The organism is Rhodospirillaceae bacterium (assembly GCA_016712715.1).
GTDB lineage: Bacteria > Pseudomonadota > Alphaproteobacteria > Dongiales > Dongiaceae > Dongia.
Genome location: JADJQM010000001.1, coordinates 1,108,561 through 1,134,781 on the forward strand (window position 1 = coordinate 1,108,561; position 26,221 = coordinate 1,134,781).

Sequence of the window (26,221 nt, forward strand, 5' to 3'; positions counted from 1 at the left end):
ATATCCGTGTCTTAGCCGATCAACCGAATCTCGAAGCTCAGGTGCTGCGGCGATAAAAGGCGACGCCATCCGGCCCGGCCCGTTGCTCGGACAGAAGCGCAAAACGCTGGGCCCGGTCAAGCTGCGCCCTGCCCAGTTCGCCGATACCAGCCATGCCGTCATCGCCGATCACAAGGGGCGCCTGGAACCAGGCGAGGCGGTCGACGAGATCGGCTGCCAGCAGACTGGTAGCGAGATTGGCACCGCCCTCGACCAGCAGGCGGGTGAGGCCCCGCTCACCCAGAACCTTGAGAACGGCCGCAAGGTCGACCCGCCCGGACTTGCCCGTCGGCAGCTGGATGAGGGTGACGCCGGCCTCGCGATAGGGCGCCAGTTTCTCGGGCGCGTGGTCGGCCCCGGTCACCAGCCAAGTCGGATGGCGGGTCTGGTTGGCGACCAGCCCGGCCGACAGCGGCAGGCGCAACCGACTGTCGAGGACGATACGGACCGGCGAACGCTCGTCCAAACCGGGGAGGCGGCAGGTGAGTTCCGGGTCGTCGGCCAAGGCGGTGCCGGATCCCACCAGGATCGCGTCATGGGTCGCCCGCAGCAGGTGGCCGATTGCGCGGGCGGAAGGGCCGGTGATCCATTTGCTTTCCCCCGACAGGGTGGCGATCTTGCCGTCCAGGGAGGTGGCGAGTTTCAGGGTGACAAGCGGCCGGCCCAGGGCGATCCGGGTGAAGAAGCCAGCATTGAGCTCCCGCGCTTCCTCTTCCAGGACACTCTCCAGGATCTCGATCCCGGCGGCTTTGAGGATGGCGATGCCGCCACCGGCGACGCGGGGGTCGGGGTCACCGGTCGCAATGACACAGCGCCTGATGCCTGCCGCCACCAGTGCCTCGGCACAAGGCGGCGTCTTGCCGTGATGGGCACAGGGTTCGAGGCTGACATAGGCGGTGGCGCCGCGGGCCTTGTCGCCCGCTTGGTCGAGGGCCTGGGCTTCGGCATGCGGCCTGCCACCCGGCTGGGTAAAGCCGCGCGCGACCAAGCGGCCATCCGGGTCGACGAGGACGCAGCCGACGCTGGGATTTGGCCAGGTCCGGCCAAGCCCGCGGCGAGCAAGGCCCAGCGCCGCGCCCATATGGGCACGGTCGCTATCGGTGGCGACGTTAGTCGTTCTCGCCACCGAGCTTGCCGATGAAGGTCTCGAAATCCTTGGCTTCGCGGAAATTGCGATAGACCGAGGCAAAGCGCACATAGGCCACCTTGTCGAGGCTGGCCAGGGCGTCCATGACGGCTTCGCCGATCATCGAAGTCGGCACTTCGCTTTCGCCGGAGCTTTCCAGGCGACGGACGATGCCGTTCACCACCCGCTCGAGCCGCTCGGCATCGACCGGGCGCTTCCGGAGCGAGGTCTGCATCGAGCGCATCAGCTTTTCGCGTTCAAAGGGTTCGCGCTGCCCATTGCTTTTCACCACCACGAGCTCGCGCAGCTGCACGCGCTCGAAGGTCGTAAACCTGGCGCCGCAATTGCCGCATTGGCGGCGGCGTCGGATCGCGGCGTTGTCGTCGGTCGGCCGCGAATCCTTCACCTGGGTGTCTTCATTGCCGCAGAACGGGCAGCGCATATTTCCCCTCTTCCCCTTTTACCCCGACTATCGGTTCGGGTAGATCGGAAACTTGGCGCACAAGGCTTTCACTTCCTTGCGCACGGCCGCTTCCGTCGCCGAATTGTCGTCAGGATGCGCCGCGAGCCCATCCAGCACGCGGCAGATCAGTTTACCAATCAGGCGGAATTCCCCGGTGCCGAAGCCGCGCGTCGTCCCTGCCGGGGTACCGAGACGGATACCGGAGGTGATCATCGGCTTTTCGGTGTCGTAGGGAATGCCGTTCTTGTTGCAGGTGATGCCGGCATGGTCGAGGCTGATCTCGGCCGCCTTGCCGGTGAGTTTCTTGGGCCGGAGATCGACCAGCATCAGATGGTTGTCGGTGCCGCCCGTCGTGATGGCGAGGCCGCCTTCGATGACGGTTTCGGCCAGCACCTTGGCATTGTCGATGACCTGCTGGGCGTAGACCTTGAATTCCGGCTTCAGCGCCTCGCCGAAGGCCACGGCCTTGGCTGCGATGACATGCATGAGCGGACCGCCTTGCAGTCCCGGGAAGATCGCCGAGTTGAGCTTCTTACCCAATTCCTCGTCATCGGCCAGGATCATGCCACCACGCGGACCGCGCAAGGTCTTGTGCGTGGTTGTGGTGACGACATGGGCGTGCGGGAACGGGCTCGGATGGACGCCCGCCGCCACGAGACCGGCGAAATGGGCCATGTCGACCATGAACACCGCGCCAATCGCATCGGCGATCTTGCGGAAGCGGGCGAAGTCCCAGACGCGCGGATAGGCCGAACCGCCGGCGAGGATCAGCTTCGGCTTGGCTTCCAGTGCCAGGCGCTCGACTTCATCCATGTCGATGCGCAGGGTCGCGGGATCGACCGTGTAGGACACGACTTTGAACCACTTGCCCGACTGGTTGGCAGGCGAGCCATGGGTCAGGTGACCGCCGGCCGCGAGGTTGAGGCCCATGAAGGTATCGCCCGGTTGCAGCAGCGCCATGAAAACGCCCTGGTTGGCCTGGGCGCCCGAATGCGGCTGGACGTTGGCGAATTTGCAGTTGAAGAGCTTCTTGGCACGGTCGATCGCAAGGGATTCGGCGATATCGACATATTCGCAGCCACCGTAATAGCGCTTGGCCGGATAACCTTCGGCATATTTGTTGGTAAGGACTGAGCCTAGCGCCTCAAGCACCGCGCGCGAGACGATGTTCTCCGAGGCAATGAGCTCGATCTGGTCCTGCTGGCGGTGAAATTCCTTGCCGATCGCGTCGAAAATCGCCGCGTCCTGCTCGGCCAGCGGCTTGTCGAAGAAGCCCGGCATCGGCTTATAATTGCTCGTCTCTTTGTTCATTCTCTTAACCTTTCCTGGCCATCGCCTGGCGCTTCTGATTGCCGCCGGCTCACGCCAAACCTATCCCAGCTTGGCGACGCGATTTTGGTGACGGCCACCTTCGAATTCTGTCCCAAGAAACACCTGCAAGCAGTCCCGAGCGACATCGACGCCGGTCGTCCGGCCGCCTAAGCACAGGACATTGGCGTTGTTGTGCCAGCGGGCGAGATAGGCGGTCAGGTGATCGTGGCACAAGGCGGCACGGATATGGGGGTGGCGATTGGCAGCGATCGAAATGCCGATGCCGGACCCGCAGATGAGGATACCGCGTGTCGCCGGACCCGATTTCAGGGCCTGCGCCATCTTCACGGCAAAATCAGGATAGTCGACCGAGGCCGGGCCATCGGTGCCAAGGTCGAGCGGCTCGAAGCCGAGCCGTTCAAGCTCCTGCTTCAATTGGGTTTTCAGGTCAAACCCGCCATGGTCGCTGGCGATCGCGATCTTCTCAGCCATGTTCCCGGTATCTCGACGGCCCAATATGCAAGATGCCTGAACCCGCCGGGCGCGGCGAGTTCAGGCGGGACCACCATATAGCCGGGCCGGGGTCCGCGCCAACCACAAACTATGCCGTGGAGAGCGGTTGACCGCGCTATTTGCGCATGATCAGCCCATCCTGCCAGACATACCAGATATAGTTGCTTTCCCGGAGGTCGCCCTTCTCGTCCCAGCTGATCTCGCCGAGGATGGTCTTGACGCTGTTCTGGCGGAGATAGTTCGCAATGGCCTTGGCGTCGGTGCCCTTGGTGGCCTCCGCGCCGGCGGCAAAGACCCGGACTGCAGCATAGGCATTGAGGGTGTAGTTGGTGGGTTCGATACCCTGCGCCCGAAAGCGCGCGACCACCTCGGCCGCTTCCGGCCGCTCGACGGCTGGGGCGAAATCACTGAAGCGTACGCCGTTCCCCTTGCTCTGCGAGAAGGACCAGAACTCCGGGTTGTTGAGGACGTCGGGGCCGACCAGTTCGATATCCAGCTTCGCCACCCGCAAGGCCCAGGCGATACGACCGATGTCATCATGATAGGCCGCCACATAGAGAACGCGGGTCCCCGACTTCTTCAATGCCTCGACCAGCGTGGCATAGCTCGTCTGGCCTTGCGTAAACTGGCCGTCGATCACTGGCCGAATGCCCTTCTCCTTCAGTTTCGCCAGCAGGCGCGCCGCAATGCCCTTGCCGTAGAGGCTGTTGTCACTGACGACGGCAATGGGCTGGCCGGCATGAGACGTTGCCAGCCACTCACCGGCGAAATCACCCTGCATGTCATCGCGTCCGACCACGCGCAGCAAGGTCGTGACCTTGTCCTGCACTGCCGTGTCGGTCAGCAATGAGTTGGTCGAGGATGGCGTGATCTGGAGGACGTCGGCACGCGCATAAATCTTGCCGCCGCGGATAGAGGAGCCCGAGCAGAAATGACCGTCGACGAAAACCACGCCACGACTGACCAGCTCCCTGGCGGCGGCGTCAGCATCCTCGATCCCGCAACGGTCATCGGCCACTTCCAGGACCACCTCTCGCCCAAGCACGCCACCCGCGGCATTGATATCGGCAACCGCCAGTTCCGCCCCACGCCGCATATCGATGCCATAAGCTTCGAAGTCGCCGGTCATCGGGCCGGCGACACCGATATGGATTGTGCCGGCTTCCTCGGCCGCCGCCTGGGCCGCTGCCACCTCGGTGGCGAAACGCGCGGCCGCGGCCTCCTTCTCGGCCTGAGTGGGACCGCTTGGGCCGCCGGCACATGACGTCAGCAGCAGCGCCATCAGAAGCTGAGCGGCGATCAGGCGGCTGTCTATCACGATACGCGACCTCATTGATATTCCCCGGATTGAAACGCCCTGGGCGCCTACGATTACTGAGCGCAGTCGCGCCGCGCAAGCCCCCAACACCATCTGCAGGCGCAGCGATCGCAGAAACAAAAAAGCCCGGGCCGAGGGCCCGGGCTTCTTCCCTTGGTTCCGAAGAACCGAAGGCTTAGTTCAACGGTTCCTGGATGGCCTTGCCATCGTGCCAGACATACCAGGCGTAGTTGACCTTGGTCAGGTCGCCCTTGGCATCGAAGGTCAGGTCGCCGATCGCGGTCGGGATCGGAGCAGCGCGCAGCGCTGCCGCAACCTTGGCACCATCGGTGTCGCCAGCCGCCGTCACCGCCGCAGCCCAAGCCTGGATCGCGGCATAGCTGTTCAGCGTGTAGCCTTCCGGTTCGTAATTGTCGGCGCGGAACGCCGCAACCACGTCCTTGGCGGAGTCGAGATTGACCGCCGAGGCGCCGTCGCTGTAGCGCAGGCCTTCGCCGGCCGGACCCGAGATCGACCAGAACTCAGCGGTGTTGAGCGCGTCAGCCGAGATCACAGCGGCTTCGAGGCCCTGTTCACGCGCCTGGCGGACGATCAAGCCCACGTCGTTATGGTAGCCACCGATATAGACGGCGTCGATCTTGGCGTCCTTCAGCTTGCTGATGAGCGCCGAGAAGTCTTTTTCCTTGGCGGTGTAGGTATCGCGGAGCGCGATCTTGCCACCGGCCGCTTCAAAGTTCTTCGCGGTTTCATTGGCGAGACCCTGACCATAAGCCGACTTGTCGTCGAGAATGGCGACGTTCTTGCCGGGATAGGTCTTGGCCAGCCACGGACCTGCGAACACGCCCTGGGCGTCGTCGCGGCCGCAGGTGCGGAACACGGTGTTGACGCCCTTGGCAGCCATGTCTTCGGTGAAGGCCGGGTTGGTCGAAGCCGGGGTGATCTGCACGATGCCTTCTTCAGCATAGACAGCCGAGGCCGGGATCGAGGAGCCCGAGCAGAAGTGACCGGCGACGAAGGTGACACCCTTCTTCACCAGGTCGTTAGCGACCTGCACGGCCTGCTTCGGATCGCACTGGTCATCACCGATCTCCAGCTTCAGCTGGTTGCCGAGAACGCCGCCCTTGGCATTGATGTCGGCAACCGCCTTTTCCGCACCGCGCTTCAGCTGTTCGCCGAAAGCGGCCAGTTCACCGGTCATCGGACCGGCAACCGCGATGGTGATGTCGTCCGCCTTGGCAACCGAAACGGTGCCAAACGCGCCAATAGCCAGAACGGCGGCCAGCGCCGTCGAGCCAATCAAATTCTTAAGCATAGATCCCTCGCATAAAGCCTGAGTTTCACTTACCCCTGCGATCTTCCGCCGTCAGGTTAAGCTGGCGGCATCTTCTCGCCTAACGGCAGCCGGGTCAATCCTAACCGACTGCAAAACTCCGTGATCCGGCGGATCACGCCGTTTGTCATACTTAACCTTGGGTTGTGGCCTTCTCGCGCCAGGTAAACACACCGGTGCGTTCATAAATCCAGGGATATTGAGCGACCATCTTGCGCGCCTGGGTCAGCCGGTAGGCAACCAGGGCGATGCCGATGATCACGATCGTATCCAGCAGAATCTCCAGCACATCAAAGGCCGGCTGCTTGAACAAGACCGCGGCAAAATAGCGGTTCGCGATCACCAGCAGGATTCCATAGGGAACGTTCTGCCACATGGGCCGCCATGTCTCGCCGATGGCCTGTCCCATGAGAAAGGCGGTGCCGCCGAAAATGCAGACGGTGAGGAACAGGAAAACCCACATATCAATCTCCAGCTCAATGGCCGCCTTCAAGGTAGGCCGCGCGCACTTCGGCATTGGTCAGGAGCTCGGCTCCGGTACCCGACAAGGTGATGGTGCCGTTGACCATCACATAGCCGCGATGGGCAAGCTTCAAGGCATGGTTGGCGTTCTGCTCGACCAGGAACACCGTCATGCCCTGCTGCTCGTTGATCTCGCGGATGATGCTGAAGATCTGCTTGACGATCAGCGGCGCCAAACCCAGCGACGGTTCGTCGAGCAGCAGCAGACGCGGCCGGCTCATCAGGGCGCGGCCGATGGCCAGCATCTGCTGCTCGCCACCCGACAGAGTGCCGCCGCGCTGTGCCGCGCGTTCCTTGAGGCGCGGGAAAATCGAAAAGACCCGATCGAGATCGGTGTTGAAATGCTGCGGGTCGCCGGTGATAGCGCCCATGCGCAGATTTTCCATCACAGTCATGCGCGGGAAAATGCGGCGCCCTTCCGGCGATTGCGCGACGCCGAGGCGCATGATCTCGAAGGTCGGCATCTGGGCGATGTCCTTGCCCTCGAAGATGATACGCCCGGTGAGTGCCCGGGGCGTGCCGCAGATGGTCATCAGCAAGGTCGACTTGCCAGCGCCATTGGCACCGATCAAGGTCACGATCTCACCCTGTTTGACTTCGAGGTCGACGCCCTTGAGCGCCTCGATGTGACCGTAGAAGGTGTGAACGCCTGAGATCTTGAGCATCGCCAATTCTATTCCTTCTCGTCTTCACCGAGATAGGCGCGAATGACGGCCGGGTCGTTGCGCACGTCGAGCGGCGACCCGTCTGAAATTTTGCTGCCGTAATCCAGCACGACAATATGGTCGGAAATCCCCATGACAACGCTCATATCGTGTTCGATCAGGAGCAGGCCGATGCCGAACTCGTCGCGGATCGAGAGCAGCAGGGCATTGAGCTCGGCCGATTCCTTCGGATTGAGGCCAGCGGCCGGTTCGTCGAGGCAGAGGAGGACCGGCTCGGTGCACATGGCGCGGGCGATCTCAAGCCGCCGCTGGTCGCCATAGGGAAGGCTGCCGGCGGGTTCGTCGGCCACGGCCGTGAGCTTCACGCGCTCAAGCCACTCGATGGCAAGGTCGCGCGCCGCCGCTTCCGCGCGCCGGAAGGACGGCAGGCCGAGAAGGCCCAGCACGGTCCAACCCGAGGCGTGCATCAGCTTGTTATGCTGCGCCACCATCAGATTTTCGAGCACCGACATGCCGGGGAAGAGGCGGATGTTCTGGAAAGTACGGGCGACCTTGGCTTTCTGCCCGATGCGAAAACCGTCCATCCGTTCCAGCAGGAAGGGTTCACCATGCGCATTGCGCAGCGCGATGCGGCCGACGGTCGGCTTGTAGAAGCCGGTGATGCAGTTGAACACGGTGGTCTTGCCGGCACCATTGGGGCCGATGACACCGGTGATCTCGCGCGACCTCGCCGAGAAGCTGACGTCGTTGATCGCGACGAGGCCGCCAAAGCGCATGGTCAGCCGCTCCACCTCCAGCAAGGTGTTGTCGGCAAGATGGGTCGTGGCCGCCGCGGTCATTGCGCCGCTCCCGGCGTCGAGGCCAACTCTTTTTCTTGCGATCCTTGTAGAGGATGGTGGGCACGCGATAGGAGAGCAGGCCCTTGGGCCGCAGCAGCATGATGAGAACCATGACGCCGCCAAAGACCAGCATGCGATAGAGCGACAGTTCGCGCAGCACCTCGGGTAGGCCGATGAGCAGAATAGCCGCCAGGGCGACACCGACCTGGCTGCCCATGCCGCCGAGCACGACGATCGCCAGGATGATCGCGGATTCGAGGAAGTTGAAGCGCTCCGGGCTGATGAAGCCCTGGCGGGTGGCGAAGAACGAGCCGGCGAAGCCGCCGAACATGGCGCCGATCGCGAAGGCGGTCAGCTTGGTGTTGGTGGGATTGATGCCGAGGGCGCGACACGCGGTCTCGTCCTCACGCAAGGCTTCCCAGGCACGGCCGATCGGCATCTTGCGCAAGCGAATGGTGACGAAGTTGGTGATGAGCGCCAGGCCGATAATGACGTAGTAGAGGAACACGACGCGCTGGGTGGTGCTGAACTCCAGTCCGAACAGCGTATGAAAGGCCAGCGTACCCTCGGCCGGATTGCGTTCGAAGGGAATGCCGAAGAAGTCGATCTTGGCGATGTTGCCGATGCCGTTGGGGCCGCCGGTAAAGGCTTGCCAGTTGACCAGGACGAGACGGATGATCTCGCCGAAGCCAAGGGTCACGATGGCGAGGTAGTCACCGCGCAGGCGCAGCACCGGAAAACCGAGCACAAGGCCGAAGGTCGCCGCCATGGCGCCGGCCAGGGGCAAGCTCTCCCAGAAATTGAGGCCAAGCGTGGTCGAGAGCTTGCCATAGGTATAGGCACCGACCGCGTAGAAGGCGACGTAGCCGAGGTCCAGCAGGCCGGCAAGACCGACCACGATGTTGAGGCCCCAGCCCAGCATGACATAGGTCATCACCAGCACCAGACTGTCGACCAGCTGACGGTCACCCCATGGCGTCATCGGAATGACCAAAGCGAGGATGATGAGGATCGGGCCAAGAACGCCCGAAATGTTGCGGGCAAAGCTGGCCTGGCGCGCCTCCGCGGCTTCACGCACCTCGATCGTCTGGCCACCCACCGTCTTGCGGCGACGGGTCCGCACCGACGACGCAAAGATGAACAAGGCGCCGAGGCCGAAGATGACGTTCACCATCGGCTGTTCGAAGGGCAGGATGTCCGGCTGCAAGGGATCCGGGGTTACGAACAGCGTTTCATAGATCGGCAGTTCAAGGACACCGATTACACCGGCGCCGAACAGATAGAGACAGGCGAGTCCACCCAGGATGAGGGCCGGCAAGGTCCGGTCGAACCGCGTGAGGGTGAGCAGGAAGCGGCCGGCCGACATCAGGACCACTGCCCAGGCGACGTCGGCATAGCGCGTGACGTAGCTCATCTGCTTGCCCTGCAGCACCTCGGTCTGGTAGCCGACCATCAGGAAGCCCAGCAGGAACACAAGGACAGCGGTGAAGAGCGCTTCCTTGAGAGATTCGACATACGGGTTGGGTTCGGCTGGCCCTGCATCGGCGGCGCGGACGTTACGGCCTTGCGTCATATCAGTCATGGCGGTCAGACCTTTTCCACTTCAGGCCGCCCCAGCAGACCCGTGGGCCGGAAGATCAGCACAAGAATCAGAACCCCAAACGCCGCCACATCCTTGTATTCGGCCGAGAAATAATTGGACCAGAGAGCCTCGATGAGGCCGATGAGAATGCCGCCCAGCATGGCGCCGGGCAGCGACCCGATGCCACCCAGGACCGCCGCCGTGAAGGCTTTGATGCCGGCGATGAAGCCCATGTAGAAATCGTTGTTGCCCCAATAGAGCGTCACCATCATGCCGGCCACGGCGGCGAGGCCGGCGCCCATCACGAAGGTGAGCGAGATGGTGCGGTCGACATTGACGCCCAGCAGTGAGGCCATCTTCATGTCCTGCTCGCAGGCCCGCTGCGCGCGCCCCAGCGTGGTGCGCGAGATCATCAGCGCAAACCCCGCCATCAAGGCGACGGTGATCAGGAAGATGATGATCTGCATGTAGCCGAGCTGGACCACGAAGGTGCCGTCGGACCGGCTCATCAGCTTGAAACCACCCTGGATGACAGGTTCGACCGGCTTGGGGCGCGGACCTTGCAGGAGCTGCACATAGTTCTGCAGCACGATCGACATGCCGATGGCGGAGATGAGGGGAGCAAGGCGCGGCGCACCGCGCAAGGGTCGATAGGCGATCCGTTCGACCGTCCATCCATAAGCCGCGGTGAGGACGATGGCCACCACCAGCATGATCAGCAATTGCAGCGGTACCCAGGAGATGCCCAAAGTGCCGCACAGCAGCAGCACGATCATCGCCTGGAAGGCGCCGATCATATAGACGTCGCCATGGGCAAAGTTGACCATGCCGATGATGCCGTAAACCATCGTGTAACCGATGGCGATCAGGCCGTAGATGGAACCAAGTGTCAGCCCGTTGATCAGCTGCTGCACGAAGGGTGGGAATTTCTCATCCAGCAGCGGCGATAAAGATAGAAACCATTCCATCTCTGGCGTTATCCCCTTCTCCCATGGCCTTGCACCGGTGATGCGTCGGCCAATCCCAAGAGCCGCAGAGCGCCGCGATCGGAAGAGGAATGCTGCTGCCGCATGACGAGGAAGATCTTCCCTGCCATGGACGTCACATCAAACGAAAGGCCCCCATTCCGGCCGCTTCTCGCAGGCCGTTTCCGGCCTGTCGGCGTGCAGCTCGTCATTGCTGCGGAACCTATCGTGACAATTCCGGGCGGACAAGGTGTTATTTGCGTTCGCCTGCCGTTCCGTCAGCAACTGTGCCATTTCGCCGGGCCAGGACATATTTCAGCTTGCGGATCGCCGCCTGGGCGAGCTGGCCCTGGGACATGCTGGCCGGCGCCACCATCGAGACCTCGGTCAGCGAGACGGGATCCATGATCGAAACCTTGACGTAGGACCCGACCTGGTGAAACTCGATGAGGTAGTCTTCGTCCGACAATACCGCTCCTGATAGCAAGGGACGCCTGCATGGCTCACATGCGCCCGCAAGATAGCTGGGCGGGTGGGACATGTGTGGCCTGCGCCGCGCTGCCTGTCGCGCCGCCAGTCCACATGATATAGCATCCGCTGCCAACGCCTATAATCTTGTCAAAAGCCGGAGTACCACATGAGTTCCGCCCGCACCGCCGCCAAGCCCGAATTCCAATGGGATGATCCCCTCTTCCTCGACGCCCAGTTGAGCGAAGAAGAGCGGCTGGTCCGCGATACCGCCCGCGCCTATGCGCAGGACAAGCTGATGCCGCGCATTGTCCAGGCCAACCGGCACGAGCGCTTCGACCGCGAGATCATGAACGAGTTGGGCGAGCTTGGACTGCTGGGCTCGACCATCGACGGCTATGGTTGCGCCGGCACCAACTATGTCGCCTACGGCCTCGTCGCCCGGGAAGTGGAACGGGTCGATTCCGGCTACCGTTCGGCCATGTCCGTGCAGTCCAGCCTGGTGATGCACCCGATCAATGCCTATGGCACGGAAGAGCAGCGCCAGAAATTCCTGCCCAAGCTCGCGACCGGCGAACTGGTCGGCTGCTTCGGCCTCACCGAACCCGATCATGGGTCGGATCCGGGCAGCATGGTGACGCGTGCCAAGAAGGTCGATGGCGGCTACAGCGTCACCGGCGCCAAGATGTGGATCACCAACTCGCCGATCGCCGATATCGCCGTGGTCTGGGCGAAGACCGATGACAATATCATCCGCGGCTTCATCCTGGAGCGCGGCATGAAGGGTTTCTCGACCCCAAAGATCGAGGGCAAGTTCAGCTTGCGCGCCTCGGTTACCGGCGAGATCGTCATGGAAAATGTGTTCGTGCCGGACGAGAACCTGCTGCCCAATGCCAAGGGCCTGGGCGGCCCCTTCGGCTGCCTCAACAATGCGCGCTATGGCATCGCCTGGGGTGCGCTTGGTGCCGCCGAGTTCTGCTGGCACGCAGCACGGCAATACACGATGGACCGCAAGCAGTTCGGCCGGCCGCTGGCCGCGAACCAGCTCATCCAGAAGAAGCTTGCCGACATGCAGACCGAGATCACCCTGGGGCTGCAGGCTTGCCTGCAGGTTGGTCGCATGAAGGACGCCGACAACTGCCCGCCGGAAGCAATCTCGCTGATCAAGCGCAACTCCTGCGGCAAGTCGCTCGACATCGCCCGCATGGCGCGCGACATGCACGGTGGCAACGGTGTCTCCGACGAGTTCCACGTCATCCGCCACGTCATGAACCTGGAAGCCGTGAACACCTATGAAGGGACCCACGACGTCCACGCCCTGATCCTGGGCCGGGCCCAGACCGGGCTTCAGGCCTTTACCGGCGCATAGATCAGCCAGAATCACCGTTTTAGGGGCGCGCATTGTCGCGCCCCTTCTTCTTTGGCCGGTCGGCGATTGACAGGGCTCCACATGGTCGTTAGGCCCTAGCAGCACTTCTTTTGGCGAGGCATTTCGACATGTTTGAGACGGCACTTCCCGATCTGAACGGGAAATCGATCCTGGTGACGGGTGGGACGGGCTCGTTCGGCAAGGCGTTCATCAAGCGCGTGCTCAAGGATTGGAAGCCGAAGCGCCTCATCATCTTCTCGCGCGACGAATTGAAGCAGTGGGAGATGCAGCAGGACCTCAGCCAGGAGAAGTATCCCTGCCTGCGCTATTTCATCGGCGATGTGCGCGACGGGCAGCGGCTCGAGATGGCGACGCGGGATGTCGACTACATCATTCATGCCGCCGCCTTGAAGCAGGTGCCGGCTGCTGAATACAACCCGTTCGAATGCATCCACACCAATGTGATCGGCGCCGAGAACGTGGTGCAGGCGGCGATCAAGAACAAGGTGAAGCGGGTCGTGGCGCTTTCGACCGACAAGGCCGCCAACCCGGTCAATCTCTACGGCGCCTCGAAGCTCGCCTCCGACAAGATCTTCATCGCCGCCAATGCGCTCTCCGGCGGCCATGACCCCATTTTCTCGGTCGTGCGCTACGGCAACGTCATCGGCTCGCGCGGCTCGATCGTGCCGGTGATCCAGGAACTGGTCGCCAAGGGCGCCAAATCGATTCCCATCACCGATGACCGCATGACCCGCTTCTGGATCACCCTCGACCAGGGTGTGGCTTTCGTGCTGTCCAGCATGGAGATCATGCGCGGCGGCGAGATCTTCGTCCCGAAGATTCCCTCGATGAAGGTGACCGAGCTTGCCAACTGCCTGGCGCCCGGCCTGCCCCACACCATCATCGGCATCCGCCCCGGCGAGAAGCTGCACGAGGTGATGATCACCGAGGATGACAGCCGCTCCACGATTGAGCTCAAGGATCGCTGTGATCGAGCCGGTGTTCAGTTATTGGACCCGTCGTTCCTTTGCCCAGGATGGCGCCCCAAAGGTGGCAGAGGGCTTCCGCTTCGCCAGCGACATCAACACCCAATGGCTCGACGCCGCGTCCCTCAAGAAGATGATCTAGCGGACCGGCCGCGCAAATTAGGCTGCGCTAAGGGGCCAATGCCAAGCCGACGGTCGCTCTCCTTAGACGTATCTTAAATAGAATAAACCCGTTTTAATAAAGACGTCGTGTTCCGCAATTGCGATCTTCATCCGTCTCGCGGTAAATAGCCGCGCTGCATTCGGCCAAGAAGCATGCTGGAGTGATTGCCTTCTGCCAGGATCGGCTCGGCTGCCATTCCCGATTCGGCGTCGAACATGCTAGCGGACTGGTTTGTTGGGTTGAACGTTTCATCGCTTGGTAGCGACTAAGGCCTGGAAAACAAAGGGAATTGCTTTTGTTTAAGACGCCATCAACAGCCGCGGGCAACCCGCCCGCCCAGACGCCGCCCCTGCGGCGCCTGCTGTATCTGCCGATGGAAATATCGTCCCGGGAACTTGATTCGCGCCTGCTCCTGGCCGCGCTGGCCCTCAATCGCGGTTTCGAGGTTGTACTGGGTCAGAAATGGCTGATCGAACGCAACGTCGAAGCCATGCCGCCGGGCATCTATCTTTCCAAGAGCCTGACCCAGCGCGACGCCCGCACGATCATGCGGGTCCAGGAACTCGGCTACAGCGTGGCGGCGATCGAAGAAGAGGTTCCCGGTCTCGTTACCAAGCCCGACGAATTGCGCTGGATCGCCGATGACGCGGTGCGGCACACCGATGCCATATTCATCGGCGGCGAGGTCAACACAAGTTCGATGAAGCTTCGCTTCCCCTTCGCGGCGGAGCGGATCCATATGACCATCAATCCGCGCTGGGACCTGCTGCGCCCGAACATGCGCAGCATCCACCAGGCCGAGGTCGATGCCATCCGCAAGCGCTTTGGCCGTTTTCTCCTGGTCAATACCAATCTCGGCTGGACCAACTCTGAAAAGGGTCCGGTCGACTTCATGGTCCAGGATCAGGCGCGCCAGGGAAAACTCGACCTCTCAGACCCCGCGGCGCGCTCGTTCATCGAGAACTACCTGATCATGGAAGGCGACAACCACCGCGCGGTCGTCGGCATCATCCAGCAATTGCTTGAGCGCCTGCCCGACATGTCGATCGTCCTGCGGCCGCATCCCAGCGAGCGGATCGACACCTGGCTCAATCACTTCAAGGGCGCACCGCGCCTTTCGGTAGTGCGCGAAGGCGCGTCCATTCCCTGGATCCTGGCATCCGAAGCTCTCATACAGACAAATTGCACGACTGGCGTCGAGGCCATAGCACTCGATCACCCGGCACTGTGCGTCATGGCGACCGAAAGTCCGGTCGTCAGCCGCTATGTCGCCAATCGCGTCAATCCGGTGGCGCATTCAGTAGACCAGGCAGTTGCGATGCTGCTCGACCACGTAGCCGGCAAGCCAGCGCTTGCCTATACCGACGAGATGCGCGCGGCCTTTGTCGCCAGCATGAGCTTTGATCCCGATCGAATGGGCGCCCAGACAATCATGGATGCCCTCGACAACCTGCTGGCAGCGCACGCAGCACCACCGACCACGGCAAACGATTCGGTCAGCGATTGGCGCCCCACCTGGAACTACCAATGGAGTCTCAAGGACAAGAACGTGCGTGGCACGCTGTTCCCGGATTTCGACCACGAAATGATCATGGAGCGGCTGCGCCGAATCGCCGGGGCGCTCGGCATCAATGTCAACCCAAGCATCTATTCCTGCGGATCCAAAGTGGCGCTGCTGACGCAAAAGAATGTCAGCATGCCAACACGTCTGCAGCAATTTGTGCGCAGCAAATTCGCCTAGGGCGCGTCCACCAAAATGAACCTCCAGGACATTCAGCAGCATTGGCAGAACTGGGCCCGTTCATACGGCAAGGATCTGCGCGCCACCACCAAGGGGCGTACCGCGAAGATGATCGAGATTGCCGCTATCGGCCGGGTTGTTGCGCGGGCACGGACTGAACTTGGCAGACCGCTGCGGATTCTCGAGGTCGGCTGCGGCAACGGATTCAATTGCAGTTGGGTCGCGCAAAACTTTCCCGACTGCCATGTGACCGGCCTCGACTACATTCCCGAAATGATCGACGCTGCCAGGCTTCGCCAGGCAGAAGACGGCATCGATGCCGCCCGGCTGTCCTATCTGGTCGGCAACGCGGTCGAGCTCGACAATGTTAGCGGTCCTTTCGATCTCGTTTTCACAGATCGCTGCCTGATCAATCTCAACAGCTGGGACCTGCAGCAGAAGGCCTTTCGGTTGATGGCTGCGCTGCTCGGACCGCAAGGCTACCTGGCAACGATCGAGAATTCGTCCGAGGCCCGTGCCCGGCAAAACAGCCTGCGCGTGGCTCAAGGTCTCCAGGATCGTCCCATCGACAGTTTCAATACTTTCGTCGCGGACGGACGGTTTGAGGCGCTGGCCGACGAACTTGGCCTGCAGGTCGTTGCAACCCAGTATATCAGCACGCTGCATGACCTGTTGCTTTATGTCCTGCTGCCGATGACCAATGGCGGCATTGTCGATTACGATCATCCGCTGATCGAGGCCTCGGCCAAGCTGAATATCGACCTGACGGGATCGCTCGACCTCGATCTTGGGCCGATCGGGCAGAATCGCCTGGTCCTGTGCCAAAAGCCCGCGCGGACCTGAGGCGGACTGACACGATGTCCGAACCGGCATCCAGGGCAGTCACATCCCGGCGTCGCGCGCTGCTGTTGGATTTCGACGGAACGCTGGCCGATACCTTGCCCGGCTTGCGTGCCGTCTATGCCGACTTCCTCAACAGCATCGATGCGACCGGCAAGGCACCCAGCTTTGCTGAGGTGAACGGGGCCAATCTGTTCGACCTGGTCAAGCAACTTTGCGCACAACATGCGCCTGACCGCGATGCTGCCGGCACTTGGCGCGATTACTGGGCCAGCGTTGAGTCCGCTGTGCTGGGCGCCGCACCAGCCCCGGGCGCACATCAGCTCGTTGCCTGGGCCCGCCGACAAGGCTGGCGCATCGGCATCGGTTCGGCCAGCCGAACGACCCTCATCTTGGATTGGCTGACGCGAAACGGTCTTGCGGCCGATGTCGATTGCATCGTCGGCGCAGATCTTTGTGAACGCGCTAAACCGGACCCGGCCATCTATCAGCTCCTTGTCGCCAGGCTCGGCGTCAATCATGCCGATTGCCTCGTGGTCGAGGATTCCCCCGCCGGTGTCGCATCCGCCCAGGGAGCCGGCCTGGAAGTCATTCGACTGTCGGCGGATCGGGCCCAGCGCAGCGCCGTCATGACAAGCGCGGATGTCGCCTCCCTGAGCGCGGCACTAGCCTATCTGCAGCACCGGTTCGAGCCGACGAGGGATCTTTGAAGCACCCAGTTTCACTCACCCGAATCCATGGCATACCGAGCTGCAACCTGTCGGCTGGTGAGCTGACGATTCCCAGTTCCGTCGACACTCTGGCCAGAAATATCTGGGATGAGGAGATCCGACGGCGCGGGCCAGCCCTGTTCGACGGCGAGATCGTCTCCGTCGCCTCCATCGATGGCAACCGCATTGTCGGGCGGCGCGCGGAATACCGTTGGCTGCTCGCGCAATCGCGTGATGCTTCAGTCTTCAAATGGTCGCAGGTGCGCCCGTTGGCGGTCACCGGCCTGCTGTTCTGCCGGGATGGCATCGTCATCGGCCATCGCAGCAAATCGGTCTATCAGTTTCCAGGCATGGGTGAACTCGCACCGTCCGGTTCTGTCGATGTTTCCACCTTGGACACCAATAACAGCATCAACCTGCAGGAGCAGTTGATGCAGGAGCTGCGCGAGGAAGTCGGCATCGACCCCAGCGCCGTCACCGATGTGCAACCCCTGGCGATCGTGAGCGATATCGACAGCCAGGTCTTTGACGTCTGCTTCACCCTCCGGAGCGACCTTTCCTGGGCGCAGATCCAGCAGGCCTTTGCGCAGAATGCCAGCGCCGAATACGAGCGCCTTGAAGTACTGCCGCTCGACAGTATCCAGGCTTTCCTGGTGGCCAACCAAGGCACCATGACGCCCCTGACGCTTGCCTTGCTGCAGATGGTGGTCAATGAGCGGACCCTGCTGAACCCACCCATAACGCCGCTGTCGGTCGGTCAGCCGACGCCCAGCCCGCATCGGACAGCCATCATTGTTCAAGCCCGCAAGGGCTCGTCGCGCCTGCCTGGAAAAATTCTGCAGCAGCTTGGCGATCGGACGGTACTGGCCCATGTGATCGGTCGCCTGCGCCAGGTCAAGAATGCCGACATGGTCGTGGTCGCCACCACGACCCAGCCGGCCGACGATGAAGTGGCTGAGTTGGCAGAACGGCTCGGCGCAATCGTCTTCCGCGGCGATGAACACGATGTGCTGGGACGCTATCTGGGGGCCGCGCAGGCTGTGGACGCGGATGTGATCCTGCGCGTGACCAGTGATTGCCCGTTGATCGATCCGGCGCTGTGCAGCGCGGTCATTGCCACCAGGGCGGATAGCGGCGCCGATTATGTTGCCAACAACATGCCGCGCCTGTTCCCGCATGGGCTGGATTGTGAGGCCTTCACCAGAGCCGCCTTGGAGCGCGCTGCCCATGACGTAACCGAATCCTATGATCGCGAGCACGTGACACCCTGGCTGCGACGCAGTCCAGAAATTCACCGCGTGAATGTGGTTGGCCCCGGTTGGCCGGCCAATCAGCAACGCTGGACCCTGGACTATCCCGAAGATCTCGCCTTCTTCGCCCGGCTTTTTGCCGATCTGCCCAGCGAGCTGATCCCTTCCTGGCAGGAGGCACTATCGCGGATCGAGCGGATTCCGGAATTGTCGGTCACCAATGTGCGCCATCGCGTGCGATCGGCAATGGCTGCGGACCCCGCCGCCAGCATCATCGTGTTCCGGTCGACGGCCAGCGAGATGATCGGGCTGGGTCACGCCATGCGCTGCCATGCTCTGCTCACCCGCGTCGAGGCCCTGGGGTGGCGATGCTATTGGGCAGCCACTCAGACAACGATCGATTTCCTCGGCAGCAACATACCGGCCCATGCGCTGATCCGCCTCGAAGGAACCGACAGCAGGGCGCATGCCGCCAAGATCGGCGCGACGGTCGGACAGTTTGATGTGCTGGTCATCGACGATTACGAGGTTACGGCGGAATTTGCGACAGAAGCGCGACGATATGCCGATCGGGTCGTTTACTTCGATGATCTTGCCAATCGACAGATCAACGCCGACATCATCATCAATCCCACGCCCGGCATCCCGCCGGAGCGCTACGCGGCCTTGAACGCGCGACCCGGCCGCTTGCTGATCGGCCCCGATGCAGCACTTTTGCGTCAGCAGTTTCACGCCCGACGGGCGGCACGGCTGCACGCCTTGAAAGCCCAGGGTGACGGCAAGCCGATCGAGCGGGTGCTGGTTGCCTTCGGCGGTGTCGATCCGCTCAACGGCACCGGGCTTGCCTTGGACGTCCTTGCCCAGGAAGGCGACCTCAAGGTCGATGTCGTGCTGGGTAGTCGCGCGCCCCATATCGAGGCCGTCACGGCACAGATTGCGAAATCGGGCGATCGCTTCCGGCTGTGGACTGATGTCGCCGATATGGCGGCGATGATGGTCACCGCCGATCTCATCATCGGCGCGCCGGGCACCTCCACCTGGGAGCGTGGCTGTCTGGGCATTCCAACCGTGCTGATCGGCATCGTCGAGAATCAGCGCGACAATGCGGCCATCGTTGAACGCGCCGGCGCCGGCACCCTGGCTGGGTTTCTGACATCGGAGCCCAGGGACCTGATCGCCAGCAGATTGGCAGCGCAACTTCGCGCGCTTCGCCAGGACGGCGCCCGTTGCCGGGCCATGGCCGTGGCGGCAACGGGCCTGTGTGACGGGCGCGGCACGCAACGCGTGGTCGTGGCGCTGCTGCCGCCCAGGTCGATCCGGGACGGCCGCAAGCTTCACCTGCGGATCGTCGAGGCCAGCGACGAAGCGATGCTGATGGATTGGCAGCGTGCCCCGGAAACACGGCGTTATGCGCTCAATCCCGCCATTCCCTCCGCCGAGGAACATCACAATTGGCTGTTCGAGCGGCTGTCGGCCGTGGCGGACTGGTTTCTGATCGCCGAGGTGGATGCGCAGCCGGCGGGCTATGTACGCCTGGATTGGATCGGCGAGGACAATGGCCGTCCTGAATATCTGATTTCGATCGCCACAGCGCGGTCGCACCACCGCATGGGAATTGGCGCTGCGCTGTTGAAGGCGGTGCGGCAACTTGCGCCGGGGGCACATTTTTATGCCAAAATCCTGCCCGATAACCTAGCTTCACTGTCACTCTTCATTCGAGCAGAATACAGCCTGGCGGCGGATGGGTATTTCCACTCCTACCCGCCCCAGCGCAAGGAGGCCTAATGCAGCGCGTTACCATTGCCGGGCGGGAGATCGGCCGCGACCGCCCGCCTTACGTCATCGCCGAGCTCTCGGCCAACCACAATGGCAGCCTGGAGCGCGCCAAGGATATCCTGCGCGAGGCCAGACAAGCCGGCGCCGATGCCCTGAAGTTGCAGAGCTACCGGGCAGATACCATCACCATCGACCATGACGGCCCGGACTTCCGCGTGAAGGGCGGGCTGTGGGATGGCGCGCGCTTGTTCGACCTCTACAAGGAGGCGGCGATGCCGTGGGAATGGCACGAGCCGCTGTTTGCGCTTGGCCGCGAATTGGGGATCGCGGTGTTCAGTTCGCCCTTCGATCATACCGCGGTCGATATGCTGGAGCAGTTGGGCGCACCCGCCTACAAGATCGCCTCGCTGGAACTTTGCGACATTCCGCTCATCCAGTATGTAGCCCGGACCGGCAAGCCGATGATCATGTCGACCGGCGCCTCGGAACTGGGCGAGATCGCCGATGCGGTGGCGGCGGCCCGCGGTGCCGGCTGCAAGGAGCTCATCCTGCTGAAATGCACCAGCGGCTACCCGACACCGCCGGCCGAAAGCTATCTGAAGACCATTCCGCATCTTGCCGACATGTTCAATTGCGTGGTCGGCCTTTCGGATCACACGATGGGCACGGCGGTGCCGGTGGCAGCAACCGCGCTGGGTTCCGCCCTGGTCGAGAAGCACTTCACCCTTGCCCGCGCCGATGGCGGCGTCGATTCCGCCTTCAGCCTGGAGCCGGCGGAACTGAAGCAGATGATCGAGGCGATCAACGTCGCCTGGGAAGCTGTGGGCTCGGTCCATTACGGCCCGAGCGCATCGGAAGCCGGTATCAGACCGCTGCGCCGCTCACTCTATGTCGTCAAGGACGTGAATGCAGGTGATGTCATTGGCGCGGAGCATGTGCGTTCGATCCGGCCCGGCAAGGGCCTGGCGCCGAAGCATCTGCCCGATGTGATCGGCCGCCGCGCGGCGCGTGATCTCAAACGCGGCACCGCGGTCGATTGGACCATGCTGGCTGCCACCAACTAGCAACGCGCGAGATGCCCATGCCGGATTCCAGCAGTTCGACCTCGCCCTGGATTCCGGCCGACGCCGCTTCCTTCATCGAGCGGCATACTGCTCGTTATGACGCCATGGCATTCGACGCGCTGGATGCCGAAGCGCACCGGCTGGTTGCAGCGCATGAGCAACTGGTCGATCACGACTGCATCAATCTATACGCCGGCACCAACATTCCCAATCCACGCGGCTCGGCCCTTCTCGCCTCCACCATCGGCAGCCGGCCGAACCTTGGCCATCCCGGCGCCAAGTACAACAAGGGCATGCAGCATGCCGAACAGCTGGAGGTCATGCTCTCGACGCTGCTGAAGCGCCTGTTCAAGGCGCGTTTCGTCGAGCACCGGGTGGGTAGTGGTTCGCTTGCGAACCTCTATGCCTATATGGCGACGTGCCGGCCGGGCGATTCGATCATGGCCTTCCCTGATGCAGCGGCCGGTCACCCGACCCATCATGCCATTGGTGCGGCCGGCCTTTATGGCCTCGAGGTTCACGACGTGCCGTTTGACGTCACCCGCATGGATGTCGATGCGGATGGGCTGCGCGATGCGGCCAAGCGCATCCGGCCGAAGCTGATCATCGTCGCCGGCAGCATGTGCCTCTTCCCCTACAACCTCGCAGCCGTGCGCGCGGTGGCGGATGAGGTCGGCGCCTATGTGCTCTATGACGCCGCCCATATGGGCGGGCTCATCGCCGGCGGGGAGTTCCAGCAACCGCTGGCCGAGGGTGCCGATCTCATGACCGGCTCGACCTACAAATCCTTCGGCGGGCCACCCTCGGGTATGATCCTCACCAACGCGCCGGAACTGGCGGAACGGCTCGACCGGATCGCCTTCCCCGGCCTCACCGCCAATTTCGATCTCGGCCGGACGGCGGCGATGATCATCGCGGTGCTGGACCTTCTGGCGTTCGGGCCGGCCTACGCCAAGGCCTGCATTGCCAACGCACGGGCCCTGGCAGCGGCCATGTCTGCCGAGGGGATCACGGTGTTCAAGCCAGCGGGCCGCGACCAGTTCACGACATCACAGCATGTGGCGCTGAATGCGATCCCCTATGGCGGGGGCAATGCGGCCAGCGCGCGGATCGAGCCCGCGAACATCCTTTTCACCAGCATCGGCCTGCCCCTGCCAGAGGTGAAGGGTGATGCCAATGGCATCCGCATCGGTACGCAGGAGATCACCCGGTGGGGCTTCACTCCGGCCGATATGGCCGAAGTGGCGGCACTCTGCGCACGGGTGCTGGTCAAGGGTGAAGCGCCGGAGCGCGTCCAAGGAGATGTGACGGCTTTCCGCCGTCAGTTCCAGGACATCCACTTCATTCGGAAAGCGTAACCGTTAGCGGGGGCGTAATCCATCGAGGCGGCCCAGAAACGCTCCAAGCGGCGCAGGGTCAGGTTGACCCCGTCAAGCTCGCCGTCCTTGAAGGTCTCGGTATTGAGGGCCTGGAGATGCTTGTCGTACATGTCATGCATCTTCTGGACGACGGCCAATGCCTTCTCCGAGAGCTTCACATGGACGGCGCGCCGGTCATGCGGCGAGCGCTCCTGGATCAGATAGCCGTTCTCGACCATCTTCTTCACGTTATAGGAGACGTTCGAGCCGAGATAGTAGCCCCGGTTCGTCAGTTCGCCGACCGACAGCACGTCGCTGCCGATGTTGAACAGGATCATCGCCTGAACGTTGTTGAGGTCCCGGATGCCTTGCCGATCAAGATCGGCCTTGATCACTTCAAGGCATTCGCGATGCAGGCGCTCAACCAGCGCAATAGTTTCCAGATAGGCTTTTTTCACCGCTAATCCCCAATAGCGCAGAATCACGCCAAAAACGGTCGCGATTCGGACTCAAGCTAGCTACCCATCGTAAAGCAATGGTTAATCCCGCGCCAGCCCAGTGAAGGGGAATCTCCAAAATTTCCCGGCCTTCCGGGCCCTTAGGGCTCCCGGGCACCCTTTAATGGACCTGCGGCGCCCAATCCTTGACGCCAGGGACGGGTCCAAAACAGGCCTCGACCATGGCCGGGGTGACGGCGGCGAGGTCTGCCGGGTGCCATTTGGGGCTGCCATCCTTGTCAATCAACTGGGCCCGCACCCCTTCGAAGAAATCGGGGGCCGCCATGAAATGCTGGACCAGCCGGAAGTCGGTCTTGAGCACCTCGGCCAATGTCTGCCCGCGCGATCGGGTCAGGTGGGCAAAAGTAACCCTGAGGCTGGTCGGCGAGAAGGCGCGGAGCGCCTTCACCGTCTCGACCGCCCAGGCATCCCGCCTGGCACCCAGCACCGTCATGATTTCATCGAGGGTCTTCAGGCCGAACACCCGCTCGATGTTGGGGAGCAATTGGTCGAGGCCGGCGGCATCGACCGGGAGATGGAGCGCATCAAGGTTATCCAGCGAGATCTCGGCAACGCGCCCGCTGCCGACGAAGTACTTGGCAAGGCCAGCCCGGATCACGCCTGGGCCGCGCAGGCTCAGGCCCAGGAGGCCCAGCGCCAGGGCGAGGGCCGGCTGGCAGCGGTTGAGGAAGTGCCCTGCCCCTACGTCGGGGAACAGGCCGATGCGGCATTCCGGCATGGCGAAGATCGTCTTGTGCGTCACCACCGGATGCGAACAGTTGAAGGCAATGCCCGCACCACCACCCATGACGATGCCATCCATCACAGCAATGATTGGCTTTGCATAGGTAGCGAGGCGGTGATTGAGCGTGTATTCGCGGCGGTAGAAATCCTCGAGCAGGCCGAGATCACCGCGCTGCTTGGCCGCATGCACGGCCTTAACATCGCCGCCGGCGCAGAACGCCTTGTCGCCCGCACCGGTGATGATGACGGCCTTGATGTCGGTGCGCATTTCCCAGGCCGCGAGCTGCGCCGTGATCGCGTCGATCATGTCGAGGGTCAGCGCATTCATCGCCTGGGGCCGGTTGAGCACGATCCGGCCATGGCCGTTCTCGATGGAAAACAGGACGTCTTTGAAGGTGCTCATGATCCGGCCGATTGCTGGGGAAAGGGGCCGGACTCTTCGGCCATGTGGCCGCCAACGTCAAGTCGGCGCGTCAAGCGAACTTGACAAGCCTCCCTGCCCCAGATCATTCTGCGCCCGCGCCGATTTGAAGCTCAGCTTGCGGGCGCTTTACAAATGCAGCTAAAGCGCGGTTTCGACATGAAACTCCGTGTTTTGGCTGCCCGCCCGTCCCAGACGCGGCGGGTTTTGTCATTCTGGCCTGGTCCACCACAACGGACCCGCGGGATTTGAGGGGCAGCTTGCACCGCGTTACCAAGAGCTAAAGCGCTGCAGAGCCTTGGCCCCGGGCGGATGTGACTGCCTTTGAGGAGGGCTATCTTCGATGACGACCGAAACCGACACCACTATTTCCCGATTGCAGGACGAGATCCGCCGCAGCCCGCATTGTGCCCAGGTCACGCTGAAAGCCCGCGCTGGCGTCGAGGCGCCACAAGCGCGGCGACCGGAGCTCGACCATGTGCAGCGGATCCTGGAGGCGCTCGCCGGCAGCCTTGCCGCCAGCTATCGCCGCTTTGCCGCGGCCCTCGACATACAACTCAGCGAGGTTGAAATCCGCATTGAAGCGGGCTTGGATCTCAATGGGCTTGCCGCCGCGTCGGACAGCGTCCGCCCGGGCCTGAGTTCTTTGCGCGCTGAAGCAAGGATTTCTAGTTCCGCCGATATTTATGCCCTGGAACGGCTGAGGATCACGGTCGAACGGCGTGACCCGGTGCTGGACCTGTTCCGAAACGCGACGCCTACCCGGCTTGAGATTTCCATAAACCTGCGAGACAATAATTCACTTGCCGCCTGACATATCACACTCTGGAGACGTACAATGACTGCCAGCAAGCATCCTGAAACGATCGTGCTCCACGCCGGCCATCGCCGCGACAGCCCCACCAACTCGGTGGCCGTGCCGATCTATCAGACAACCTCCTACCAGTTCGACGATTCCGCCCATGCCGCCGACCTCTTTGGCCTGAAGCGGTTCGGCAACATCTATACCCGCATCATGAACCCGACCACGGCGGTGCTCGAAGAGCGTCTCGCAGCCATCGAAGGCGGTGTCGCGGCCCTCGCCGTTGCCTCCGGCCAGGCGGCCTCGGCCATGGCGATCCAGAACATCGCCAAGGCCGGCGACAACATCGTCTCCTCGACCGATCTTTACGGCGGCACCTGGAACCTCTTCGCCAATACGCTGAAGCAACAGGGCATCGAGGTGCGCTTCGTTGACCCGAAGGACCCGGAAGCCTTCGCCAAGGCCACCGACGCCAAGACCCGCGCCTATTACGCCGAGACCCTGCCCAACCCGAAGCTCCGCGTCTTCCCGATCAAGGAAGTGGCCGATATCGGCCGCAAGCTCGGCGTGCCGCTGATCATGGACAATACGGCCGCGCCCATCCTGTGCCGGCCGTTCGACCATGGCGCGGCTATCGTCGTCTATTCGACCACGAAATATATCGGCGGCCATGGCACGTCGATCGGCGGTGCCATCATCGATGGCGGCAATTTCGATTGGGAAGCCAATGCCGCGCGCTTCCCCGGACTCAACCAGCCAGACCCCTCCTATCACGGTGCCATCTGGACCCAGGCCGTGAAGCCGCTGGGCCCCATCGCCTATATCATCAAGGCGCGCGTCACCTTGCTGCGAGATCTCGGTGCGGCGATGAGCCCGTTCAACGCCTTCCTGTTCATCCAGGGACTTGAGACCCTGCCCTTGCGCATGCGCGAGCATGTCAAGAACGCGCAGGCGGTGGCGAGCTATCTCAATGGCCACCCGGCGGTGACCAAGGTCATTCATCCGAGCCTCGCCACCGGCGAAGACAAGCGCCGTGCCGACACCTATCTCAAGGGCGGCTATGGCGGATTGCTCGGCTTCGAGATCAAAGGCGGGCTGGAAGCCGGCCGCCGCTTCATCGATTCCCTGAAGCTGCTCTATCACGTGGCCAATATCGGCGATGCGCGGAGCCTCGCCATCCACCCGGCCTCGACCACGCATTCGCAGCTCTCGCCCGAGGAGCAGTTAACGAGCGGCGTCTCGGATTCCTATGTCCGTCTCTCCATCGGCATCGAGCATATCGACGACATCCTCGCTGACATCACCCAGGCCCTGGATGTGGCGACCGGCACAGCGAAAGCGGCGGAGTAAGCGCCAACC

General features: G+C 62.6%; 22 protein-coding genes and 2 pseudogenes. 10 read left to right on the plus strand and 14 right to left on the minus strand.

From position 1 onward, the window contains the following. Positions 1-37: 37 nt before the first annotated feature. The 12 genes and pseudogenes from ribD to IPK59_05615 form a co-directional block, all read right to left on the minus strand. Complete coding sequence (ribD, locus tag IPK59_05560; protein MBK8158257.1) at positions 38-1,120, minus strand: bifunctional diaminohydroxyphosphoribosylaminopyrimidine deaminase/5-amino-6-(5-phosphoribosylamino)uracil reductase RibD; 1,083 nt, start codon at positions 1,118-1,120, stop codon at positions 38-40. A gap of 28 nt (positions 1,121-1,148) precedes the next feature. Beyond that, the gene (gene nrdR / locus IPK59_05565; GenBank protein ID MBK8158258.1) at positions 1,149-1,607 is read right to left on the minus strand and encodes a transcriptional repressor NrdR; all 459 of its coding nucleotides are present in this window, start codon (positions 1,605-1,607) and stop codon (positions 1,149-1,151) included. Between the two features lie 27 nt (positions 1,608-1,634). Further along, positions 1,635-2,939, minus strand: coding sequence for a serine hydroxymethyltransferase (locus IPK59_05570; GenBank protein MBK8158259.1), 1,305 nt, complete (start codon positions 2,937-2,939; stop codon positions 1,635-1,637). A gap of 60 nt (positions 2,940-2,999) precedes the next feature. Then, positions 3,000-3,431, minus strand: coding sequence for a ribose 5-phosphate isomerase B (rpiB, locus tag IPK59_05575; GenBank protein ID MBK8158260.1), 432 nt, complete (start codon positions 3,429-3,431; stop codon positions 3,000-3,002). 136 nt (positions 3,432-3,567) lie between these two features. Then, positions 3,568-4,785: a branched-chain amino acid ABC transporter substrate-binding protein gene (locus IPK59_05580; GenBank protein MBK8158261.1), complete on the minus strand. Its 1,218-nt coding sequence runs from the start codon at positions 4,783-4,785 to the stop codon at positions 3,568-3,570. A 160-nt stretch (positions 4,786-4,945) separates the two neighbouring features. Further along, the gene (locus IPK59_05585) at positions 4,946-6,082 is read right to left on the minus strand and encodes a branched-chain amino acid ABC transporter substrate-binding protein (protein MBK8158262.1); all 1,137 of its coding nucleotides are present in this window, start codon (positions 6,080-6,082) and stop codon (positions 4,946-4,948) included. Between the two features lie 151 nt (positions 6,083-6,233). After that, a complete protein-coding gene (locus IPK59_05590) occupies positions 6,234-6,563 on the minus strand; it encodes a hypothetical protein (GenBank protein MBK8158263.1) in 330 nt (109 codons plus the stop codon). Between the two features lie 13 nt (positions 6,564-6,576). Continuing rightward, positions 6,577-7,287: an ABC transporter ATP-binding protein gene (locus IPK59_05595; protein MBK8158264.1), complete on the minus strand. Its 711-nt coding sequence runs from the start codon at positions 7,285-7,287 to the stop codon at positions 6,577-6,579. An 8-nt stretch (positions 7,288-7,295) separates the two neighbouring features. After that, positions 7,296-8,126, minus strand: a complete 831-nt coding sequence (locus tag IPK59_05600) for an ABC transporter ATP-binding protein (protein ID MBK8158265.1) — start codon at positions 8,124-8,126, stop codon at positions 7,296-7,298. Positions 8,127-8,178: 52 nt separating this feature from the next. Next, positions 8,179-9,699: pseudogene (gene livM, locus IPK59_05605) on the minus strand (high-affinity branched-chain amino acid ABC transporter permease LivM). A gap of 14 nt (positions 9,700-9,713) precedes the next feature. Next, on the minus strand, positions 9,714-10,676 hold the full coding sequence (locus IPK59_05610; GenBank protein MBK8158266.1) for a branched-chain amino acid ABC transporter permease LivH: 963 nt from the start codon (positions 10,674-10,676) through the stop codon (positions 9,714-9,716). Positions 10,677-10,926: 250 nt separating this feature from the next. Then, positions 10,927-11,142, minus strand: a complete 216-nt coding sequence (locus tag IPK59_05615; GenBank protein MBK8158267.1) for a hypothetical protein — start codon at positions 11,140-11,142, stop codon at positions 10,927-10,929. 168 nt (positions 11,143-11,310) lie between these two features. Here IPK59_05615 and IPK59_05620 point away from each other — a divergent pair, with 168 nt between their 5' ends. From IPK59_05620 to IPK59_05655, 8 genes and pseudogenes are all read left to right on the plus strand, one after another. After that, complete coding sequence (locus tag IPK59_05620; GenBank protein ID MBK8158268.1) at positions 11,311-12,510, plus strand: acyl-CoA dehydrogenase; 1,200 nt, start codon at positions 11,311-11,313, stop codon at positions 12,508-12,510. A gap of 128 nt (positions 12,511-12,638) precedes the next feature. Then, positions 12,639-13,638, plus strand: a pseudogene (gene pseB, locus IPK59_05625) (UDP-N-acetylglucosamine 4,6-dehydratase (inverting)). Positions 13,639-13,954: 316 nt separating this feature from the next. Continuing rightward, positions 13,955-15,400 carry a hypothetical protein gene (locus IPK59_05630; GenBank protein ID MBK8158269.1) on the plus strand — a complete coding sequence of 482 codons (1,446 nt, stop codon included), beginning with the start codon at positions 13,955-13,957 and terminating at the stop codon, positions 15,398-15,400. Positions 15,401-15,415: 15 nt separating this feature from the next. Further along, positions 15,416-16,243 (plus strand): class I SAM-dependent methyltransferase, encoded by an 828-nt coding sequence (locus tag IPK59_05635; GenBank protein ID MBK8158270.1) that lies wholly within the window; start codon positions 15,416-15,418, stop codon positions 16,241-16,243. A 14-nt stretch (positions 16,244-16,257) separates the two neighbouring features. Continuing rightward, positions 16,258-16,950: an HAD family phosphatase gene (locus tag IPK59_05640; protein MBK8158271.1), complete on the plus strand. Its 693-nt coding sequence runs from the start codon at positions 16,258-16,260 to the stop codon at positions 16,948-16,950. After that, positions 16,947-19,985 carry a UDP-2,4-diacetamido-2,4,6-trideoxy-beta-L-altropyranose hydrolase gene (gene pseG, locus IPK59_05645; protein MBK8158272.1) on the plus strand — a complete coding sequence of 1,013 codons (3,039 nt, stop codon included), beginning with the start codon at positions 16,947-16,949 and terminating at the stop codon, positions 19,983-19,985. Before IPK59_05640 ends, pseG begins: the two co-directional genes overlap by 4 nt. Beyond that, positions 19,985-21,040 carry a pseudaminic acid synthase gene (gene pseI, locus IPK59_05650; protein ID MBK8158273.1) on the plus strand — a complete coding sequence of 352 codons (1,056 nt, stop codon included), beginning with the start codon at positions 19,985-19,987 and terminating at the stop codon, positions 21,038-21,040. The genes pseG and pseI overlap by 1 nt, the downstream gene beginning before the upstream one ends. 17 nt (positions 21,041-21,057) lie before the next feature. After that, positions 21,058-22,398: an aminotransferase class I/II-fold pyridoxal phosphate-dependent enzyme gene (locus IPK59_05655; GenBank protein ID MBK8158274.1), complete on the plus strand. Its 1,341-nt coding sequence runs from the start codon at positions 21,058-21,060 to the stop codon at positions 22,396-22,398. On the opposite strand, the gene IPK59_05660 is transcribed toward IPK59_05655, so the two are convergent. Together IPK59_05660 and IPK59_05665 are read right to left on the minus strand one after the other, a co-directional pair. After that, positions 22,362-22,856 carry a winged helix-turn-helix transcriptional regulator gene (locus IPK59_05660; GenBank protein ID MBK8158275.1) on the minus strand — a complete coding sequence of 165 codons (495 nt, stop codon included), beginning with the start codon at positions 22,854-22,856 and terminating at the stop codon, positions 22,362-22,364. The two genes, IPK59_05655 and IPK59_05660, sit on opposite strands and share 37 nt — an antisense overlap. A 160-nt stretch (positions 22,857-23,016) precedes the next feature. Next, positions 23,017-24,042: an enoyl-CoA hydratase/isomerase family protein gene (locus tag IPK59_05665; protein ID MBK8158276.1), complete on the minus strand. Its 1,026-nt coding sequence runs from the start codon at positions 24,040-24,042 to the stop codon at positions 23,017-23,019. A 361-nt stretch (positions 24,043-24,403) separates the two neighbouring features. Here IPK59_05665 and IPK59_05670 point away from each other — a divergent pair, with 361 nt between their 5' ends. Next, on the plus strand, positions 24,404-24,874 hold the full coding sequence (locus IPK59_05670; protein MBK8158277.1) for an OsmC family protein: 471 nt from the start codon (positions 24,404-24,406) through the stop codon (positions 24,872-24,874). A gap of 24 nt (positions 24,875-24,898) precedes the next feature. After that, a complete protein-coding gene (locus IPK59_05675; GenBank protein ID MBK8158278.1) occupies positions 24,899-26,212 on the plus strand; it encodes a PLP-dependent transferase in 1,314 nt (437 codons plus the stop codon). The last annotated feature ends 9 nt before the right edge of the window (positions 26,213-26,221 follow it).

What these genes read in the sequence shown, in the direction of transcription:
- ribD (MBK8158257.1), bottom strand. Translation starts at nt 1,120, where the DNA reads ATGGGCGCGGCGCTGGGCCTTGCTCGCCGCGGGCTTGGCCGGACCTGG.
- nrdR (MBK8158258.1), bottom strand. Translation starts at nt 1,607, where the DNA reads ATGCGCTGCCCGTTCTGCGGCAATGAAGACACCCAGGTGAAGGATTCG.
- IPK59_05570 (MBK8158259.1), bottom strand. Translation starts at nt 2,939, where the DNA reads ATGAACAAAGAGACGAGCAATTATAAGCCGATGCCGGGCTTCTTCGAC.
- rpiB (MBK8158260.1), bottom strand. Translation starts at nt 3,431, where the DNA reads ATGGCTGAGAAGATCGCGATCGCCAGCGACCATGGCGGGTTTGACCTG.
- IPK59_05580 (MBK8158261.1), bottom strand. Translation starts at nt 4,785, where the DNA reads ATGAGGTCGCGTATCGTGATAGACAGCCGCCTGATCGCCGCTCAGCTT.
- IPK59_05585 (MBK8158262.1), bottom strand. Translation starts at nt 6,082, where the DNA reads ATGCTTAAGAATTTGATTGGCTCGACGGCGCTGGCCGCCGTTCTGGCT.
- IPK59_05590 (MBK8158263.1), bottom strand. Translation starts at nt 6,563, where the DNA reads ATGTGGGTTTTCCTGTTCCTCACCGTCTGCATTTTCGGCGGCACCGCC.
- IPK59_05595 (MBK8158264.1), bottom strand. Translation starts at nt 7,287, where the DNA reads ATGCTCAAGATCTCAGGCGTTCACACCTTCTACGGTCACATCGAGGCG.
- IPK59_05600 (MBK8158265.1), bottom strand. Translation starts at nt 8,126, where the DNA reads ATGACCGCGGCGGCCACGACCCATCTTGCCGACAACACCTTGCTGGAG.
- IPK59_05610 (MBK8158266.1), bottom strand. Translation starts at nt 10,676, where the DNA reads ATGGAATGGTTTCTATCTTTATCGCCGCTGCTGGATGAGAAATTCCCA.
- IPK59_05620 (MBK8158268.1), top strand. Translation starts at nt 11,311, where the DNA reads ATGAGTTCCGCCCGCACCGCCGCCAAGCCCGAATTCCAATGGGATGAT.
- IPK59_05635 (MBK8158270.1), top strand. Translation starts at nt 15,416, where the DNA reads ATGAACCTCCAGGACATTCAGCAGCATTGGCAGAACTGGGCCCGTTCA.
- IPK59_05640 (MBK8158271.1), top strand. Translation starts at nt 16,258, where the DNA reads ATGTCCGAACCGGCATCCAGGGCAGTCACATCCCGGCGTCGCGCGCTG.
- pseI (MBK8158273.1), top strand. Translation starts at nt 19,985, where the DNA reads ATGCAGCGCGTTACCATTGCCGGGCGGGAGATCGGCCGCGACCGCCCG.
- IPK59_05655 (MBK8158274.1), top strand. Translation starts at nt 21,058, where the DNA reads ATGCCGGATTCCAGCAGTTCGACCTCGCCCTGGATTCCGGCCGACGCC.
- IPK59_05665 (MBK8158276.1), bottom strand. Translation starts at nt 24,042, where the DNA reads ATGAGCACCTTCAAAGACGTCCTGTTTTCCATCGAGAACGGCCATGGC.
- IPK59_05670 (MBK8158277.1), top strand. Translation starts at nt 24,404, where the DNA reads ATGACGACCGAAACCGACACCACTATTTCCCGATTGCAGGACGAGATC.
- IPK59_05675 (MBK8158278.1), top strand. Translation starts at nt 24,899, where the DNA reads ATGACTGCCAGCAAGCATCCTGAAACGATCGTGCTCCACGCCGGCCAT.